This window comes from Achromobacter sp. HZ01 (assembly GCF_003267925.1).
Lineage (GTDB): Bacteria > Pseudomonadota > Gammaproteobacteria > Burkholderiales > Burkholderiaceae_B > Achromobacter > Achromobacter pulmonis_A.
Window position 1 is genome coordinate 169,635 of record NZ_LWKV01000002.1, and the last position, 15,867, is coordinate 185,501.

Here is a 15,867-nt window from a genome sequence, read left to right on the forward strand (position 1 = left end):
GTATCAACCATGACACTGCGATTCAAGAAACTGTTGCGCGCCTGCGCGCTGGGCCTGGCGCTGGCCGCGCCGGCCGCCGCCCACGCCGCCTGGCCGGAAAAGCCCATCACGCTGATCGTGCCGCGGGCCGCCGGCGGCTCCACCGACATCCTGGCGCGCATGCTGTCCGAAGGGCTGACGCAATCGCTCGGCCAGTCCGTCATCGTCGAGAACCGCTCGGGCGCCTCGGGCAACATCGGCACGGCCTTCGTGGCCCGCGCCAAGCCCGACGGCTACACGCTGCTGGTGGGCTCCATGAGCACGCACACCATGAACCAGGCGCTCTACGCCAACATGCCGTTCGACGGCGTCAAGGACTTCACGCCCATCGCCGAACTCGCGCTGGTCACCAACACCATGGTGGTGAATCCGTCGGTGCCGGCGACGAACGTGAAGGAATTCATCGCCTACCTGAAGGCGCATCCGGACACCGTGACCTACGCCTCGGCGGGCCAGGGCTCCACCAACCACCTGAGCGCGGTGCTGTTCGAGAAGGCCGCCGGCGTGAAGATGACCCACATCCCCTATCGCGGCGGCGCGCCGGCGGTGCTGGACACCGTGGCTGGGCGCACCCAGGTGCTGTTCAGCGCCGGCACGCAGACCCTGCCGCACGTGCAGAACGGCAAGCTCAAGCTGCTGGCGGTGACCGAGGAAACGCGCTCGCCGCTGCTGCCCGACGTGCCCACGGTGGCCGAAACGCTGCCCGGCTATGAACTGGCGGTCTGGTACGGAGCCTTCGGCCCGGCCGGCATGCCGCCGGAACTCACGGCCCGGCTCAACCGCGAGATCAACCTGATCCTCAAGCGCCCGGAAGTGGTCAAGAAGATGGCCGACATGGGCGTGCTGCTGACCGAGACCACGCCCGAGCAGTTCGGCCAGATCCTGGCGCGCGACGCCGACAAGTACGGCAAGCTGATCAAAGAGCTGGGAATCACCGCAGAATGAACGCCGCCCCGACCCTGGCCGCGGTGCAGGCCATCGAACTGGCCTATGCCGCCGCCGACGCCACGGCCGCCCTGCGCGCCATCGACGCCTATGCGCACGCCACGCTGGCGCACACCTTGTGCACGGTGAACCGATACGACGCCGACGCGATCCGCGTGGTGCGCCTGTACAGCTCGAATCCGCAGGCCTATCCGCCCGGCGGCAGCAAGGACAAGGCCGGCACCGCATGGGGCCGGCACGTGCTGCACGAGCGCCGCGTCTTCGTCGGCGAAGGCGAGGACGCCATCCGCGAGTTCTTCGACGACCACGGCGCCATCCGCGAACTGGGCCTGCAATCGGTCATCAACGTGCCGGTGGTGTATGGGCAGGCCTGCCTGGGCACGGTGAATTTCCTGATGCCGCGTCCGCGCGTGTCGGACGCCGACGTCCACGCCGCGCGGCTGGCCGGCCTGCTGGCCTTGCCGGCCCTGCAGGCGCCCGGCCGGCCCTGATGGTCGGCGCCGGCGCGCGCCGCGCTCAGATCAGCGCGGCGCGGATGCGCGCGGACACCATATCGATCACCACCACGAAGCCGACGATGATGATCATGACCGCGCAGGTTTCCGCGTAGCGGAAGCTGCGGATGATTTCCCACAGCACGGTGCCGATGCCGCCGGCGCCCACGATGCCCACGACGGACGCCGAGCGCACGTTGGACTCGAAGCGGTACAGCGAATACGAGATCCACAGCGGCAGCACCTGCGGGATCACGCCGTAGACGACCTCCTCCAGCGCGTTGGCGCCGGTGGCGCGCACCCCTTCGACCGGGCGCGGATCGATCGCCTCGACGGCTTCGGAGAACAGCTTGGCCAGCACGCCCGTGGTGTGCACCCACAGCGCCAGCACGCCGGCGAACGGCCCCAGGCCCACGGCCACGATGAACAGCATGGCGAACACCATTTCGTTGATGGCGCGGCAGGCGTCCATCAGGCGGCGCATCGGCTGGTAGACCCAGGCCGGCACCATGTTCGACGAGCACAGCAGGCCCAGCGGCACCGCCACCACGATGGCGAGGAACGTGCCCCATACCGCGATCTGCACCGTCACGATCATCTCGTCGAGGTACATGCGCCAGTCGCGGAAATTGGGCGGGAAGAAGTCGGCCGCGAACTGAGCCATGTTGCCCGAATCGCGCAGCAGGTCCAGGGGCCGCATGTCCGCGCCCCGCCACGACATGACGAGCAGCGCCAGCACGATGGCCCAGACGAGAAGAACCGGCAGCGACGAGCGCGGCGCGGCGGGAAGGCGGGAGGTATGCGTGGCGAGATTCATGGGGATGAGCGGCTGGCAAAAGAAATGTTCGGCTGCGCGTACGCCGGCCGCGTCGGATGACGGGCCGGCGGCCGGCGGTTGCGCTTACTGCTGTGCGGCGGGCTGGCCCAGGCTGGCCAGCTTCTTGTCGAGCTCGGCCAGCTGCTTCTGCTTTTCGGCCTGGCCCAGCGTGGTGTCGCCTTCGACCCGGGCCTTCTGGCGCGCCAGTTCGATCTGGCGGATGGGCACCAGCTGCTGGTTGTCGGAGGCGCGGAAGCCCTTGTAGGTCAGCGCCTTCAGGTTGGCCATTTCGCGCTCGGCGTCCTTGCCCTTGCCGTAGTTGACGAAGAAGTCGCGGATCTTGGTCTTCATGTCGGCCGGCAGGTCGCTGCGCATGACCAGCGGGTCGGCCGGGATCAGCGGCGACTTCCACAGCACGCGCACGCTTTCGCTGGCGTCCTTGCCGGTGTTCAGGCGGTAGCGCTCCAGCGCCTCGGTGTTGTTGACCGCCACGTCGACCTGCTTGTTGATGACCGACAGCAGATTGGTTTCGTGGTTGCTGGCGCGCACCGACTTGAAGAAGGTCTTGGGTTCGATCTTGTTGGCGGCCCACAGGTAGTAGCCCGGCACGGCGGTGCCCGAGGTGGAGTTGGGGTCGCCCGCGCCGTAGCTGAGCTTGGCGCCGCGCTTGAGCACGTCGTCCAGCGTCTTCAGGTCGCTGTCCTTGTTGACGATCAGCACCGACCAGTAGCCGGGATTGCCGTCCTTGTCGATGACCGAGGCGAATACCTCGCCCTGGGCGCGGTCCACGGCCTCGATCGCGGACTTGTTGCCGTACCAGGCGATCTGCACCTTGTTGAAGCGCATGCCTTCGATGATGCCGGCGTAGTCGGAGGCGAAGAAAGGCTTGACCGGCACGCCGATGGCGCGGCTCAGGTCGTCGATGACGGGCTGCCACACGGACTTCAGGTTGGTCGACGACTCCGTCGAGATGATGCCGAAGTTCAGCGGCTTGGCCTCTTCGGCATGGACTTGGGTGGACAGTGCCGCGGCGGCGATCAGGGTGACGAAGGTTCTGCGTAGCATGGGGGGCTCCGGGGTCGAAAGGGGGAGTGGAAATCCGGGAATCGGGGTGGGAATCAGGCGGCGTGCGCCAGTTGCGTCAGGGCCGCGGGCGCGGGCGTCGCGCTTTCGGGCAGCAGTTCGCCCAGCTCGGCGCCGTAGAGTTCGCGCAGCATGGCGGGCGTGAGCGCCGCCGACGGGCCGTCGTACACCACCTTGCCGTGACGCAGCGCGACCACGCGCGGGCAGTAGCGCAGCGCCACGTCGACCTGGTGCAGCGACACCACCACCGCCACCTTGCGGCTGCGGTTGATCTGCGCCAGCGTGTCCATCACGCGGCGCGACGATTCCGGGTCGAGCGAGGCGATGGGCTCGTCGGCCAGGATGACGCGGGCGTTCTGCACCAGCGTGCGCGCGATGGCCGCGCGCTGCTGCTGGCCGCCGGACAGCGTGGAGGCGCGCTGAAATGCGTAGTCGTCTATACCAACCTGGGCAAGCGCATCGAGGCCCTGGCGCACTTCGGCGCGCAGGAAGCAGCGCGTCAGGCTGCGCCACAGCGGCACGCGCGGCAGCAGGCCGGTCAGGACGTTGGTGATGACGGGCAGGCGGCCCACCAGGTTGAACTGCTGGAACACGAAGCCGATGCCGGCGCGCGCGCCGCGCACGTTGCGGCTGAGGCGGCCGTCCTGCTGGATCGGCTGGCCGTTGACGGCCACGCTGCCCGCGTCGCCGGCGACGAAGCCGGCCAGATGGCGCAGCAGCGTGGACTTGCCCGAGCCGGAGGCGCCCAGCAGAGCGACCATTTCTCCGTCGGCCACTTGCAGGTCCACGCCGTCGAGCGCCTTGGCGCCCGCGTGGAAGCTCTTGCTCAGCCCTTGCACTTCGATGGCGTAAGTCATGGTCGAATTCCCCTTGATTGGTTCATGGGCGCATTCTGTTTTCGCGGCATGACAGCACGATGACCTGGGGATCGAATGATTTGGCGGAATTTAGGGACACCGCAATGGCCTGAAAGATCTCCGTCATAAACGCAGGCGCGCCAGCGCCGCGCGCCGCGGGTATATTCAAAACATCCCCACCACCTGCCGGGCGTTCATCATGATCAAGGGTTCCTGCCTGTGCGGCCGCATTGCGTACGAGATCACCGGCCCGCTCACCGACGTCCTCAACTGCCACTGCACGATGTGCCGCAAGTCGCACGGCGCGGCCTTCCGCAGCCGCGCCACGGTGCGGGTCACGGACTTCGCCTGGACGCGCGGCGAAAACCACGTCACCTGGTACTGCTCATCGCCGGGCAGCTACCGCGGCTTCTGCGAAGCCTGCGGCACGCCGCTGCTCAGCCGCTTCGACCAGCGGCCCGATTTCTACGGACTGCCGCTGGGTGCGCTGGACGACGACCCGGGCGTCAAACCCGCCGCGCACTGCCACGTCTCCAGCAAGGCGCCGTGGTTCGACATCACCGACAACCTGCCCCAGTACCCCGAGGGCTGCGGCTCGTTCGAAGAAGCCGATCCGCAGGCGGTTACATAAAAGCTCAACCAAACAGTTGAATCTCCGGCCTGGGCGGCGTTATATTCAACCGCATGGTTGAATCAACTTCCTCTCCCGCCCTGGATGCCGTGTTCCGCGCGCTGGCCGACCCCACGCGCCGCGACATGCTGCGCAGCCTGGCGCAAGGCGATCTGACCATCGGCGAACTGGCCGCCCCCTTGAGCATGAGTTTTGCGGGCGCCTCCAAACACGTGCAGGCCCTGGAGCGCGCCGGCCTGGTCCGGCGCTCCATCCGCGGCCGCACGCACGTATGCAGCCTCGATCCCGGACCCATGGCCGAGGCCATGCAGTGGCTGCGCTTTTATGAACGATTCTGGTCGGGCAGGCTGGGCGCGCTGGAAGCCGCGATCGCCGCCAGCCGCGCCCCGGCCGAGCCTTCTGGAGATCAGCATGAATGATTACGGCGTCGTCCTTGACCCCACCTCCATCCGCTTCATCCGCATCCTGCCGGCCAGCGTCGAAGAGGTCTGGGCATTCCTGACCGAATCGGAGAAACGCGGCCGCTGGCTGGCCAGCGGCGACATGGAACTGCGCGAAGGCGGCGGCGTGACGCTGCGTTTCGTGCACGCGGACCTGTCCTCGGTGGCCGAGCCCGTGCCCGAGGCCTACAAACCCTATGCCGACGGCGTCACCACGCAGGGCGTCATCACCCGCTGCGAGCCGCCGCGGCTGCTGGCCTTCACCTGGGGCGGTTCGCCCGGCCATCCGTCCGAGGTCACGTTCGAGCTGTCGCCGCAGGACCAGGGCACCCGCCTGGTCCTGACGCACCGCAAGCTGGGCTCGCGCGGCGATATGGTGGACGTGGCCGGCGGCTGGCACGTGCACCTGGGCGTGCTGTCGGCCCGGATCGCCGGGCGCGAACCCGGACCTTTCTGGTCCGTGCTCGGGCGGGTCGAGGCGGAATACCGGCAGCGCATCCCGGCGGCCTGAAGTCGTTCAGCCGCAACTATCACAGGTCTGCAACAGATAAAAACTGGCTAATCATTGCGCTTTGCAGTAACATAAGTCCGTGATTTTTCCGCGAAAACCGGGCTTCGGTCATTCTGCGTCGCGAACCTGTAACGCCTCAGGGCAGTATTGCGAGGCCCCTTCTGGACGCGCCCGGCACTTCAGGATCAAGCCCGTCGCCGCCAGAGGCGCCGCCGCACCGGGTGCAGTGCCTGCCGGCGCTGCACCAAACGTTCCAATCCGCTTCTTCCGGCAACGCGCGCATGGCGCGGCGCCGCGACCAAGCCGCGCATCGCGCGCACCTCGCCTGACCAGGCGCGAGTATCCGTCATTTCAGACATCCGCCAGGATGCCGTGGCCCCTACCGCGCCTGCCCGGACGTTTTACGTTCAAACCGCTGGACCTGCTAATTTGAGTCCAACGCGCTTGCCGCCCCGCGGCGAGCCATGCCGCCGGCATGGCTGCGCGTATTGATAGGAGTAGAAAATGGCTAAAGAAGAACTCATCGAACTGGATGGCATCGTTGACGAAGTGCTGCCCGATAGCCGCTATCGCGTCACGCTGGACAACGGCATCGAAGTCGGCGCCTACGCCTCCGGCCGCATCCGCAAGCACCGCATCCGCATCCTGGCCGGCGACCGCGTCACCCTGGAAATGTCGCCGTACGACCTGACCAAGGGCCGCATCAACTTCCGCCACAAGGACGAGCGCGCCCCCGCCACGGCCCAGCGCCGCCCGCAGCAGTTTCGCCGCTGAGCCGGATGCCAGGGCCGGCGGCTTCCAGCCGCCCCCGGCCTTTCCGGCGCCAGCCTTAAGCCGGCCCGCCGGCATGCCGTAATGCGGGCAGCGCCGCACCCTGAAAGAATGGCGATCCCGCCAGGCGCCACCTGGGGCGGGACGCGCACGACGCAAGATGGATCTGAAAGAACAGTTGCAGGCAGCCGCTGACGAGCTTGCCCTGGCGCGCCGGCGATACGCCAAGGGCGAGGAAGGCCTGCGCCTGCTGAACCAGTCGCGCGAGGCGTTCATCAACAGCCTGCGCAACACCGGCCTGACCTACGCCGAGGCCAAGACCAAATTCGACAACTGCCTGGACGAGCAACAGGCCCAGCAGCTGCACGTGCGCCAGCAGATGGAGTATGCCGAGCGCATGCACCAGCACGTGCTCGGCCAGATCGCGCTGCAGGCCGCGCCCGCCTGAGGCGCGCGCCCGCTCAGGGCTTGAACGCCCCGATGAAGATGGCGGGGTCCACGCGGGCGTCGTTCAGGCTGACGTTCCAGTGCAGATGCGGGCCGGTCGCCCGCCCCGTCGATCCCACCTTGCCCACCAGCCCGCCGCGCGGCAGCTCGTCGCCGACCTTCACGTCGATGGCCGACATGTGGCAGAACATGCTGACGAAACCCTGGCCGTGGTCCAGGAACACCGTCTTGCCATTGAAGAAGTAATCCCCCACCAGCACGACCACGCCGGCCGCCGGCGCCTTGATGGGCGTGCCCGCCGGTACGGCGAAATCCAGGCCCGAGTGCGGATTGCGCTCCTGGCCGTTGAAGAAGCGCCGCAGGCCGAAGGGGCTGGACAGGCGGCCGCCGTCGACCGGGCGGTCCAGCAGCAGGTTGCTGGGCGTGACCCCGGCGCGGTAGCCGCGATTGGCCGCGCTCTGCTCGGCCAGTTCGCGTTCGATGCGCTTGAGGTCGTCCGGGTTGGGTTCGACCTGGCGCTGGTTCTTCAGCGTGATGCGCTGGGCCGCGTATTCCTTGGCGCGGACCTTGAAGGACAGCGTGCGCTGGCCCTGCGCGTCGGACACGGAAACCTGGTGCTCGCCCGGCTTGACGCTGAGCGCGATGCCGACCACGGCGATCCAGCGCCGGCCCTCCTCGCGCACGACCAGCACGCGCCGCCCCTGGAACGTGACTTCGGGGGCCTGATCGGCGTCGCCCAGGCCCAGCACGGCGACGCCGCCGGGCACCGGGAAGTCGAGCTTGCGGGTGAGATAGCCGGCCGGCACGGCGTGCGCGGGCCAGCCCAGGCCGGCGGCGGCCGCGGCCAGCCCCAGCTTCAGAAGGTCGCGGCGTCGGAACATGGCGCTTACAGGCACAGGTTCGCCGGCTCGATGATGCTCTGGTCGCGCCGCGCGATGCGCGTGGACAGGCGGGCCTCGGTCTTGCCGCGCCAGTGGGTGGTGGTCAGCACCGCCTCGACGCCGAAGCTGTCCTGCTGGACCAGCTCGAAGCCGTTGCGCACGGCCTTGCGCTCGAATTCGATGCCCAGGTTCTTCCAGGCCTCGGCCACGCAGTTCGTGTAGTCCTCCGCCGTGCGCTGGGTCGAACCGTAGAACACGGGGTCGCGCTCGCGCACGTCTTTGACGTTGGCGCAGGCGGTCAAGGCGGCCAGGGCGGTAAGGGACAGGACGGTACGGACCTTCATGGCAATGGAACTCTCGTGCGGATGAAAATGGGATCGGGCGCGGCCAACTATAGCGCAGCGCCGGCGCGGTATCAGCGGCGGGCCGATTTGGGGCGGAAGGCCGCGACGACCTCGGGGCGGGTCTCGGAATACGGGCCGCCGATCAGGTCGATGCAATACGGAATGGCCGCGAAGATGCCCGGCACCAGCGCGGCGCCGTCCTCGCCCTTCAGGCCTTCCAGCGTTTCTCGGATGGATTTGGGCTGGCCGGGCAGGTTCACGATGAGGGCGGCGTGGTCGGCGGTTTCCCGGATCACGGCCACCTGCCGCGACAGGATCGCCGTGGGCACGAAGCGCAGGCTGATCTGGCGCATCTGTTCGCCGAAGCCCGGCATTTCCTTGGTGGCCACGGCCAGCGTCGCCTCCGGCGTGACGTCGCGGCGCGCCGGGCCGGTGCCGCCGGTGGTCAGCACCAGGTCGCAGCCGCAGCCGTCCACCAGTTCGATCAGCGTCTCGGAAATGCGGGCCGGCTCGTCGGGGATCAGGCGGTCGACCGCCTGCCACGGCGAGGCCAGCGCGCCGCCCAGCCACTCGCGCAGCGCGGGCAATCCCTGGTCCTGATAGGCGCCGCTGGAGGCGCGATCGGAAACGGATACCAGGCCGATGATCAGTTCATCGGGGTGGCTGCGGGCGATACGGGTAGCGGTCATGGCGAAATCGTCGTATGGGCAGAATGGGCGCCGCGGATGCGGCTCGTGGCGCGGTCAATCATGGAAATCCACGAGCACCGCGCAGCAACGATGCTATCGCATTCTTTCCCGGGGCTGGCTAACATCCGCCTACCCTCCGATCGGCGATCTTCCATGACTAAACGCACCTTGCGGCAGCACGCGCTGGCGGCGGCGCTGGCACTGGCCGCCGCCGCGGCCGCCGGATGGATCGCGCTGCACGCGCTGGCGCTGCGCGCCGAGGCCGTGCCGCCCGCCGCCCCCGGCATCCACATCCCCAACCTGGGCAACACGCTGGAGGAACAGACCCGCAACCTGTCGCGCCTGAGCCAGGCCCTGCGCACGGGGGACCGCCTGGTCATCCTGGGTTCGTCGGAGCTGACCAGCAACGACCTGCGCTTCGTGCCCTACCGCTATCTGCCAGACGAGCTGCAGATGCCGGTGCTGGCCTACGGCCATTCGGGCTTCCAGTCCCTGGGCATGCAGCTGGTGCTGGCGGCGCTGGCCGACGATCTCTCGCCCGCGTCGCGCGTGGTGGTGATGCTGTCGCCCGGCTGGTTCGACGGCGACGGCGGACTGGGCCCCGACGAATTCAAGGAACACGTCAATCCGCTGCTGCCGCGCCTGCTGCGCCAGCCCGAGGGCCGGGCCGAGCTGCTGCGCTGGCTGCGGGCCAAGGGCGACGCGGGCGTGGCCTGGTCGATGGCGGCCGAACAGGCCTACGTGCTGCGCCAGCGCCTGGCCGGGCTGTGGACGCCGGCCCATGCCGCGCCCGCGCCGCAGCCGGAAATCGCGGGGCCGGCCGCCGCCGCCCGGGTGGTGGACTGGGACGCCCTGGCCAGCCAGGCGCAGGACGCCGAACAGGCCCGGATGGCGGGCAATCCCTATGCGGTGCGCGACGAGTTCTTCGGCAAGTACCTGCGGACGGTGCCGGCCGGCGGCAAGACGGCCTGGCTGCCCCAGCCGCTGACCGGCCGCGACGAGCTGCGCGAGCTGGACGCGCTGATGGCGCTGCTGCGCGGGCGCGGCGTGGACGCGCTGTTCGTGATGCAGCCGCTGCATCCGCTGGTGTTCAAGGACCTGGACCGCTTCGAGCCGGTGCGGCGCGAGGTCGCGGCGCTTTGCGGCCGCTACGCCATGCGCTGCATGGACATGTACGGCGCGCCCTTCGAAGTGGGCACGCTGCGCGACGTGCAGCACCTGGGCGAGCTGGGCTGGCTGCGCGTGAACCAGAAAATCGCCGAAACCTTTCGCCCCTGAAGACGGAGTCGCCCATGAAAAGAACCTTGTGGCTGTGCCTGCTGTACCTGGGGCTGCTGGCGGTCATGCTGATCCAGGCCGATACCTCGGCCAATCTGGGCAAGCCGATAGAAATCGAATTCCAATATTCAAAGTTTTAGCCCACCCCCTACCCGCTGCGCGGGCCCCCTCAAGGGGGCGGCACTGGCGGACCGGCGGAGCCGGATCCGCTGTGCCCCCGATGGGGTCATCTCAAACGAAGCAGTGTGCCCGCTGGGGTGCGTCCCGATTTTTGGGATGGGAATGTGACAAGAAACAGGTCACAAATCTGCAATAATCAGCGTCTCGCCGGAACATCTCCCCTCCTCCATGTTCGACCTCTTCCACGGCCTAGACTTCTGGGTTGGCCTCAGTCTCGTGCTGGCCCTGACATTCGTCCTGGCCTTCGAATTCATCAACGGATTTCATGACACGGCCAATGCCGTGGCCACCGTCATCTACACCAAGGCCATGCCGCCGCACCTGGCGGTCGTGCTTTCCGGCATTTTCAATTTCTTCGGCGTGCTGCTGGGCGGCGTGGGCGTGGCCTACGCCATCGTGCACCTGCTGCCGGTGGAGCTGCTGATCAACGTGGACACCGGCCGCGGGCTGGCCATGGTGTTCGCCATGCTGGCCGCGGCCATCGCCTGGAACCTGGGCACCTGGTACTTCGGCATCCCCGCCTCCAGCTCGCACACACTGATCGGCTCGATCCTGGGCGTGGGCCTGGCCAATGCGCTGATCACCGACCTGCCGCTGGCCGAGGGCGTGAACTGGGGCAAGGCCATCGACATCGGCCTGTCGCTGGTGGTGTCGCCGGTGGCCGGCTTCCTGGTGGCCGGCGGCCTGTTGCTCGCGCTCAAGCGCTGGCTGCCGCTGTCGAAAATGCACAAGACGCCGGAACAGCGCCGCGCCATCGACAACAAAAAGCACCCCCCGTTCTGGAACCGCCTGGTGCTGGTGCTGTCGGCGATGGGCGTGAGCTTCGTGCACGGCTCCAACGACGGGCAGAAAGGCATCGGCCTGATCATGCTGGTGCTGATCGGCATCGTGCCGGCCAATTTCGTGCTGGACACCAACAGCACCACCTACCAGATCGAGCGCACCCGCGACGCGGCCAATCACCTGCAGATGTTCTACCAGCGCAACGAGGCGATGCTGGGCGATTACCTGGCGCTCAAGCGCCACGACGCCACCACCGAGCTGCCGCCCAACTTCCGCTGCGATCCCGAACTGACCCTGCCGACCATCGCCGCCCTGCAGACCGATCTGCACGGCGTGGCCAACTACGTCGACCTGCCGGCCGACAAGCGCATCTCCGTGCGCCGCTACCTGCTGTGCCTGGACGACACGGCCAAGAAGGTGGCGCGCATCGAAGGCCTGCCGGCGCGCGAACGCTCCGACCTGCAGCGCCTGCGCGCCGACCTCACGGCCACCACCGAATACGCCCCGTTCTGGGTCATCGTGGCGGTGGCCCTGGCCCTGGGCGCGGGCACCATGGTCGGCTGGCGCCGCGTGGTGCTGACGGTGGGCGAGAAGATCGGCAAGCAGGGCATGACGTATGCGCAAGGCATGTCCGCGCAGCTGACCGCGATGGGCGCCATCGGCCTGGCCAACGTGTTCAGCCTGCCGGTGTCGACCACCCACGTCCTGTCCTCGGGCGTGGCCGGCACCATGGTCGCCAACCGCACCGGCCTGCACGGCAGCACGGTGCGCAACATCCTGATGGCCTGGGTGCTGACCCTGCCGGCCTCGATGCTGCTGGCCGCCGGCCTGTTCTGGGTCGGCGTGCAGATCGCGGGCTGACCGCGCGTTCGCAATTCGCGTTCTCGCGCCAGGACTCTCGCGCTTTACCCATCCTACGGATTCGACACCGCAGGATGGGTAAAGCGCGAGATCACCCCGCCAAGAACCCCACCACCCAACGCGCGGCGCCCATCAGCCAGCCAACGCCAGCAAAACCCCATACCCCGCCATGCCCAGCAGCACGGCCGCGCCCGTGTTACTGACCAGCCGCGCCGCCACGGCCGTGACGACCAGCCCGCCGGCATAAGGCCCGATAATTGCGGCCTGCTCGCCGACGGCAAGCAGGTCGGGCACGATCACCGCGGCGGCGATGCCCGCCAGCAGCGACGGTCCCAGCGCGGCCAGCGCCGAGCCTTCGCGCGACAGGTGGCGCAGCAGCCGGCTGCGCTCCGACAGCATGAAGGGCAGCGCCCGGGTCAGATAAGTGATCACGGCCATGGCGGCCACCGCCGCCCAGAAACCCAGTCCGTCGGCGTTCATGCCGTTCTCCTCAGGCGGTATGCGATGCAGCCCACGACGGCGCCGATCAGAATGGCCGTGCTGGTGTATCCCAGCGCGGCGACCGCGCCGGCGGCGGCCACCGCGGCCATCACTGGCAGGCCCATGCCGCGCCGGGCGCTCTGGCACACCAGGGCCATGAACAGCGCCGGCAGCGCGAATCGCATCACCTGCGACAGCATCGGGTAATGGCGTTCCAGCCCGTCGCCGGCATAGACGCCGACGGCGGTGCCGGCGATCCAGGTCAGCCAGGCCCCCAGCCCCAGGGCCGTCATCCAGGCCTGGCGGCTTGCCGGGCTGACGCCCTGCAGGCGGTTGAAGGCGGTGGCGAAGACCTCGTCGGTCAGCAGAAAGGCGATTTTCAGGCGGTCGCGCAGCGCCGCCGGCAGAAAGCGCGACAGCAGCGGGCCGTACAGCAGGTGGCGGGCGTTGAGCAGCGAGCACAGCGCCACCACCCACAGCCAGGGCGTGCCGGCCTTGATGGACGCGAGCAGCAGGAACTGGCTGGCGCCGGCATACACCAGCACCGAAATCAGCACGACCTGCAGCGGCGCCAGGCCGGCCGCCATGCCGGCGATGCCGAAGGTCACGGCCACCGGAAAGTAGCCGATCATGACCGGCAGGCAGGATTTCAGGCCATCGAGGCGCGCGCCCGCGGGAGCGGGCGCCGGGGCGGATGAAGTCTCCAAGTTTTTTCGCTTTTATGGGTTGCGGCAGGCGCGTAGTTTACCGAGCCTCGTTACCCGGCCCCGCTAGACGTCGTCGGCCCCCAGCACCCGCAACTGGGCTTTCAGGCGCCGCACCTCCTGGCTCAGGTCCAGGATCAGCGCCGCGGCGTCCAGGCTGGCGCCGAAATCGCGCTCCAGCCGCCGCGCGTCCAGCGCGCGCTGCAGGTCCACGCTGTAGAAACGCCATTCCGCGGGCCGGCGTCCGCTGGCGTTGACGATGCCGACCTCGACCAGCCGGGCTATCCATTCCACTTCCTGGCCACAGGCGCGAGCGAGGTCGTCGGCGCTCAGCGGCTGCGACTTGCCCACGACGGTGGCGCTGGTGATGACGAGCTTCTTCATGATCAGACCCCCATGTGGCGCCGCGGGTTGAAAGGCAGCTCCTGCTCCAGCCTGCGGTAGGCCGCCTTGGCCGCCTCGCTGTCGGCCGGCGGCAGCACCAGGTCCAGCACCAGGTAGAGGTCTCCCGGCGGATCGCCCGGAATGCCGCGTCCGCGCAGGCGCAGCTTGCGGCCGTTGCCGGAACCCGGCGGAATCGTGACCTCGACCGCGCCGCCCGGCGTGGGCGCCGTGACGGCGGCGCCCAGCGCGGCCTCCCAGGGCGCCACCGGCAGCGTCATGTAGAGATCGCGGCCATCGGCGCGGTAGCGCGGGTGCGGCTTGAAGCGGATCTCCAGGTACAGGTCGCCGTTTTCGCCCCCGCCATAGCCGGGCATGCCCTGGCCGGCCAGCCGGATGTACTGGCCTTCGCGCACGCCCGCGGGAATCCGCACGCTCAGCGTGCGGGTCTGCATCTGCGGGTGGCCTTCGTCGTCGATCTTCATGGAACGCAGGCTGATGTCGCGCGTGGCGCCCTTGATCGCATCCTCCAGGTCCACCTCGATGGCGGCGTGATGGTCTTCGCCGCGCGCGCGGAATTCCTGCTGCTGCGGGCCGCCGCGGCGGGCGCGGCCGCCGAACAGCGACGAGAAGAATTCGCTGAACTGGGCTTCCTCGCCGGGCGCCGCGCCGCGGTGGAATTCGAAGCCCTCGTCCCAGCCGGGCGGCGGCTGGAAGCCGCCTCCGGGCGACACGCCCGCGGCCAGATTGTCGTAGGCCAGCCGTTTTTCCTGGTCGCGCAGCACGTCGTAGGCCTCGTTGACGTCGCGCATCTTGGTCTCGGCGTCTTTTTCCTTGCTGACGTCGGGATGGTACTTGCGGGCGAGCTTGCGGTAGGCGCGCCGGATCTCGTCCTCGGACGCGCCGCGCTCCACTCCTAAAATGCCGTAGTAATCCTTGAACTCCATGGTCCGCCCTTTGCGAGGGTTGCGGCCGCCTTCGGATCGCGCCGGAATCCGGCCTTGAATATCAAGAAGATAGGGGCTGCGTACCGATTTTTCAATGCGTCCGGTCAGCCATCGTGCGCGGCGGCCGGGACGGCGATTAGCGTAGTATTTATGTTTTACCGGGTGAAACCGTCCTATCGCAACGCAGGATCGACCATGAAAATGAGCAATATCCCCTTCGGCACCACAGACTGGTCCGAGGTGGAACGCACCGAACACGCCGGCGAGACCGGCATGGCCTACTGGCGCACGCGGCACTTCGGCGACCTGCGCGTGCGCATGGTCGAATACACGCCCGGCTACCTGGCCGACCACTGGTGCAGCAAGGGCCACATCCTGTTCTGCCTGGAAGGCGAACTGCACACCGAACTCGAGGACGGCCGGCAATTCGTGCTGACGCCCGGCATGAGCTACCAGGTCGCGGACCAGGCCGAGCCGCACCGTTCCTCGACCGCCACCGGGGCCCGGCTCTTCATCGTGGACTGAGCCGGCCCGCATCAGTTTGGATATCACCGGAGACCGCACTTGGGCGCCCCGCTTACGCTATTCGTCGATTCCCTGTTCCTCAGCCCCTACGCCATGTCGGCCTATGTGGCGCTGACCGAGAAACGGCTGCCGTTCGAAATCCGCCCCATCGACCTGGAGGCGGGCGAGCAGCGCATGCAGCCCTACCAGGCGCGCGCCCTGACTTCGCGGGTGCCCGCCCTGACCCACGAGGGCTTTCACCTGACCGAATCGAGCGCCATCGCCGAATACCTGGACGAAGCCTTCCCGGCGCCGGCGCATGCCGCGCTCTATCCGAAGGAGCTGCGGGCGCGCGCCCGCGCCCGCCAGCTGCAGGCCTGGCTGCGCAGCGACCTGGCCGCGCTGCGCCAGGAGCGCCCCACCGAAACCGTGTTCTACGGCGCCGCCGGCCAGCCGCTGTCCGACGCCGCCCATGCCGCGGCCGCCAAGCTTATCCAGGTGGCGAGCTGTCTGCTGGAAGGCGGCCGGTCCTGTCTGTTCGATGAATGGTGCATCGCGGACACCGACCTGGCGGTGACGCTCAAGCGCCTGTCCCAGGACGACCTGCCCGACGCGCTGCGCGCCTACGCCGACGGGCAATGGCAGCGGCCCTCGGTGCAGACCTGGCTGGAACACAACGCCGCGGCGCGGGCCTGATCGGGCGCGCCGGCCGCGGCGCGGGATATAAAGGGACGGGTAATTCCGGCCTGTTTGACGCCGATCAGCCTTGCTCATGTTGCGATGCAACATCCATTGCGGTG

The 15,867-nt window shown here is 68.3% G+C and carries 22 protein-coding genes; 12 read left to right on the forward strand and 10 right to left on the reverse strand.

Features of this window, described 5'->3' with window-relative positions; all coding sequences use genetic code 11:
* Window positions 1-9: 9 nt before the first annotated feature.
* Window positions 10-984, forward strand: coding sequence for a tripartite tricarboxylate transporter substrate binding protein (locus tag A6B37_RS09845; RefSeq protein WP_111825647.1), 975 nt, complete (start codon window positions 10-12; stop codon window positions 982-984).
* Complete coding sequence (locus A6B37_RS09850) at window positions 981-1,475, forward strand: GAF domain-containing protein (protein ID WP_102773658.1); 495 nt, start codon at window positions 981-983, stop codon at window positions 1,473-1,475. The genes A6B37_RS09845 and A6B37_RS09850 overlap by 4 nt, the downstream gene beginning before the upstream one ends.
* 25 nt (window positions 1,476-1,500) lie before the next feature.
* On the opposite strand, the gene phnE is transcribed toward A6B37_RS09850, so the two are convergent.
* The 3 genes from phnE to phnC all read right to left on the reverse strand — a co-directional run bounded on the left by phnE (window position 1,501) and on the right by phnC (window position 4,235).
* Entirely contained in the window at window positions 1,501-2,295 is a 795-nt protein-coding gene (gene phnE, locus A6B37_RS09855) for a phosphonate ABC transporter, permease protein PhnE (RefSeq protein ID WP_102773659.1), read from the reverse strand.
* A gap of 84 nt (window positions 2,296-2,379) precedes the next feature.
* The gene (gene phnD / locus A6B37_RS09860; protein ID WP_111825648.1) at window positions 2,380-3,360 is read right to left on the reverse strand and encodes a phosphonate ABC transporter substrate-binding protein; all 981 of its coding nucleotides are present in this window, start codon (window positions 3,358-3,360) and stop codon (window positions 2,380-2,382) included.
* 53 nt (window positions 3,361-3,413) lie between these two features.
* Complete coding sequence (gene phnC, locus A6B37_RS09865; protein WP_102773661.1) at window positions 3,414-4,235, reverse strand: phosphonate ABC transporter ATP-binding protein; 822 nt, start codon at window positions 4,233-4,235, stop codon at window positions 3,414-3,416.
* A gap of 199 nt (window positions 4,236-4,434) precedes the next feature.
* Here phnC and A6B37_RS09870 point away from each other — a divergent pair, with 199 nt between their 5' ends.
* The 5 genes from A6B37_RS09870 (at window position 4,435) to A6B37_RS09890 (ending at window position 7,036) form a co-directional block, all read left to right on the forward strand.
* Window positions 4,435-4,866, forward strand: coding sequence for a GFA family protein (locus A6B37_RS09870; RefSeq protein ID WP_102773662.1), 432 nt, complete (start codon window positions 4,435-4,437; stop codon window positions 4,864-4,866).
* 53 nt (window positions 4,867-4,919) lie between these two features.
* Window positions 4,920-5,285, forward strand: a complete 366-nt coding sequence (locus tag A6B37_RS09875) for a metalloregulator ArsR/SmtB family transcription factor (protein WP_111825649.1) — start codon at window positions 4,920-4,922, stop codon at window positions 5,283-5,285.
* Window positions 5,278-5,817, forward strand: a complete 540-nt coding sequence (locus tag A6B37_RS09880; RefSeq protein WP_111825650.1) for an SRPBCC family protein — start codon at window positions 5,278-5,280, stop codon at window positions 5,815-5,817. Before A6B37_RS09875 ends, A6B37_RS09880 begins: the two co-directional genes overlap by 8 nt.
* A gap of 504 nt (window positions 5,818-6,321) precedes the next feature.
* Window positions 6,322-6,591, forward strand: coding sequence for a translation initiation factor IF-1 (gene infA / locus A6B37_RS09885; RefSeq protein WP_102773665.1), 270 nt, complete (start codon window positions 6,322-6,324; stop codon window positions 6,589-6,591).
* A 157-nt stretch (window positions 6,592-6,748) separates the two neighbouring features.
* A complete protein-coding gene (locus tag A6B37_RS09890) occupies window positions 6,749-7,036 on the forward strand; it encodes a hypothetical protein (RefSeq protein WP_102773666.1) in 288 nt (95 codons plus the stop codon).
* Between the two features lie 13 nt (window positions 7,037-7,049).
* Here the strand turns inward: A6B37_RS09890 and A6B37_RS09895 are convergent, their stop codons facing one another.
* The 3 genes from A6B37_RS09895 to mog form a co-directional block, all read right to left on the reverse strand.
* A complete protein-coding gene (locus A6B37_RS09895) occupies window positions 7,050-7,916 on the reverse strand; it encodes a peptidoglycan DD-metalloendopeptidase family protein (protein ID WP_102773667.1) in 867 nt (288 codons plus the stop codon).
* A 5-nt stretch (window positions 7,917-7,921) separates the two neighbouring features.
* Window positions 7,922-8,260, reverse strand: coding sequence for a hypothetical protein (locus tag A6B37_RS09900; RefSeq protein WP_102773668.1), 339 nt, complete (start codon window positions 8,258-8,260; stop codon window positions 7,922-7,924).
* Window positions 8,261-8,331: 71 nt separating this feature from the next.
* Window positions 8,332-8,949 carry a molybdopterin adenylyltransferase gene (gene mog / locus A6B37_RS09905; RefSeq protein WP_111825651.1) on the reverse strand — a complete coding sequence of 206 codons (618 nt, stop codon included), beginning with the start codon at window positions 8,947-8,949 and terminating at the stop codon, window positions 8,332-8,334.
* A gap of 153 nt (window positions 8,950-9,102) precedes the next feature.
* Between mog and A6B37_RS09910 the strand changes: the two genes are divergently transcribed.
* The 3 genes from A6B37_RS09910 to A6B37_RS09915 all read left to right on the forward strand — a co-directional run bounded on the left by A6B37_RS09910 (window position 9,103) and on the right by A6B37_RS09915 (window position 12,051).
* Complete coding sequence (locus A6B37_RS09910; protein WP_111825652.1) at window positions 9,103-10,227, forward strand: D-alanyl-lipoteichoic acid biosynthesis protein DltD; 1,125 nt, start codon at window positions 9,103-9,105, stop codon at window positions 10,225-10,227.
* A 14-nt stretch (window positions 10,228-10,241) separates the two neighbouring features.
* Window positions 10,242-10,367 (forward strand): hypothetical protein, encoded by a 126-nt coding sequence (locus tag A6B37_RS26295; RefSeq protein ID WP_281492758.1) that lies wholly within the window; start codon window positions 10,242-10,244, stop codon window positions 10,365-10,367.
* 208 nt (window positions 10,368-10,575) lie between these two features.
* Complete coding sequence (locus tag A6B37_RS09915; RefSeq protein WP_102773671.1) at window positions 10,576-12,051, forward strand: inorganic phosphate transporter; 1,476 nt, start codon at window positions 10,576-10,578, stop codon at window positions 12,049-12,051.
* A gap of 132 nt (window positions 12,052-12,183) precedes the next feature.
* Here the strand turns inward: A6B37_RS09915 and A6B37_RS09920 are convergent, their stop codons facing one another.
* The 4 genes from A6B37_RS09920 to A6B37_RS09935 form a co-directional block, all read right to left on the reverse strand.
* On the reverse strand, window positions 12,184-12,531 hold the full coding sequence (locus A6B37_RS09920; protein WP_111825653.1) for an AzlD domain-containing protein: 348 nt from the start codon (window positions 12,529-12,531) through the stop codon (window positions 12,184-12,186).
* Window positions 12,528-13,238 carry an AzlC family ABC transporter permease gene (locus tag A6B37_RS09925; protein ID WP_246842441.1) on the reverse strand — a complete coding sequence of 237 codons (711 nt, stop codon included), beginning with the start codon at window positions 13,236-13,238 and terminating at the stop codon, window positions 12,528-12,530. Before A6B37_RS09925 ends, A6B37_RS09920 begins: the two co-directional genes overlap by 4 nt.
* A 63-nt stretch (window positions 13,239-13,301) precedes the next feature.
* On the reverse strand, window positions 13,302-13,619 hold the full coding sequence (locus A6B37_RS09930; RefSeq protein ID WP_102773674.1) for a chaperone modulator CbpM: 318 nt from the start codon (window positions 13,617-13,619) through the stop codon (window positions 13,302-13,304).
* A gap of 2 nt (window positions 13,620-13,621) precedes the next feature.
* Window positions 13,622-14,563 carry a DnaJ C-terminal domain-containing protein gene (locus A6B37_RS09935; RefSeq protein ID WP_102773675.1) on the reverse strand — a complete coding sequence of 314 codons (942 nt, stop codon included), beginning with the start codon at window positions 14,561-14,563 and terminating at the stop codon, window positions 13,622-13,624.
* A gap of 195 nt (window positions 14,564-14,758) precedes the next feature.
* Here A6B37_RS09935 and A6B37_RS09940 point away from each other — a divergent pair, with 195 nt between their 5' ends.
* Entirely contained in the window at window positions 14,759-15,088 is a 330-nt protein-coding gene (locus tag A6B37_RS09940) for a DHCW motif cupin fold protein (protein WP_102773676.1), read from the forward strand.
* A 39-nt stretch (window positions 15,089-15,127) separates the two neighbouring features.
* Entirely contained in the window at window positions 15,128-15,763 is a 636-nt protein-coding gene (gene yfcF, locus A6B37_RS09945; protein ID WP_102773677.1) for a glutathione transferase, read from the forward strand.
* The last annotated feature ends 104 nt before the right edge of the window (window positions 15,764-15,867 follow it).

Excerpts from the sequence above, each read along its gene's own strand:
- A6B37_RS09845 (WP_111825647.1), top strand. The coding sequence starts at position 10 with ATGACACTGCGATTCAAGAAACTGTTGCGCGCCTGCGCGCTGGGCCTG.
- A6B37_RS09850 (WP_102773658.1), top strand. The coding sequence starts at position 981 with ATGAACGCCGCCCCGACCCTGGCCGCGGTGCAGGCCATCGAACTGGCC.
- phnE (WP_102773659.1), bottom strand. The coding sequence starts at position 2,295 with ATGAATCTCGCCACGCATACCTCCCGCCTTCCCGCCGCGCCGCGCTCG.
- phnD (WP_111825648.1), bottom strand. The coding sequence starts at position 3,360 with ATGCTACGCAGAACCTTCGTCACCCTGATCGCCGCCGCGGCACTGTCC.
- phnC (WP_102773661.1), bottom strand. The coding sequence starts at position 4,235 with ATGACTTACGCCATCGAAGTGCAAGGGCTGAGCAAGAGCTTCCACGCG.
- A6B37_RS09870 (WP_102773662.1), top strand. The coding sequence starts at position 4,435 with ATGATCAAGGGTTCCTGCCTGTGCGGCCGCATTGCGTACGAGATCACC.
- A6B37_RS09875 (WP_111825649.1), top strand. The coding sequence starts at position 4,920 with ATGGTTGAATCAACTTCCTCTCCCGCCCTGGATGCCGTGTTCCGCGCG.
- A6B37_RS09880 (WP_111825650.1), top strand. The coding sequence starts at position 5,278 with ATGAATGATTACGGCGTCGTCCTTGACCCCACCTCCATCCGCTTCATC.
- infA (WP_102773665.1), top strand. The coding sequence starts at position 6,322 with ATGGCTAAAGAAGAACTCATCGAACTGGATGGCATCGTTGACGAAGTG.
- A6B37_RS09890 (WP_102773666.1), top strand. The coding sequence starts at position 6,749 with ATGGATCTGAAAGAACAGTTGCAGGCAGCCGCTGACGAGCTTGCCCTG.
- A6B37_RS09895 (WP_102773667.1), bottom strand. The coding sequence starts at position 7,916 with ATGTTCCGACGCCGCGACCTTCTGAAGCTGGGGCTGGCCGCGGCCGCC.
- A6B37_RS09900 (WP_102773668.1), bottom strand. The coding sequence starts at position 8,260 with ATGAAGGTCCGTACCGTCCTGTCCCTTACCGCCCTGGCCGCCTTGACC.
- mog (WP_111825651.1), bottom strand. The coding sequence starts at position 8,949 with ATGACCGCTACCCGTATCGCCCGCAGCCACCCCGATGAACTGATCATC.
- A6B37_RS09910 (WP_111825652.1), top strand. The coding sequence starts at position 9,103 with ATGACTAAACGCACCTTGCGGCAGCACGCGCTGGCGGCGGCGCTGGCA.
- A6B37_RS26295 (WP_281492758.1), top strand. The coding sequence starts at position 10,242 with ATGAAAAGAACCTTGTGGCTGTGCCTGCTGTACCTGGGGCTGCTGGCG.
- A6B37_RS09915 (WP_102773671.1), top strand. The coding sequence starts at position 10,576 with ATGTTCGACCTCTTCCACGGCCTAGACTTCTGGGTTGGCCTCAGTCTC.
- A6B37_RS09920 (WP_111825653.1), bottom strand. The coding sequence starts at position 12,531 with ATGAACGCCGACGGACTGGGTTTCTGGGCGGCGGTGGCCGCCATGGCC.
- A6B37_RS09930 (WP_102773674.1), bottom strand. The coding sequence starts at position 13,619 with ATGAAGAAGCTCGTCATCACCAGCGCCACCGTCGTGGGCAAGTCGCAG.
- A6B37_RS09935 (WP_102773675.1), bottom strand. The coding sequence starts at position 14,563 with ATGGAGTTCAAGGATTACTACGGCATTTTAGGAGTGGAGCGCGGCGCG.
- A6B37_RS09940 (WP_102773676.1), top strand. The coding sequence starts at position 14,759 with ATGAAAATGAGCAATATCCCCTTCGGCACCACAGACTGGTCCGAGGTG.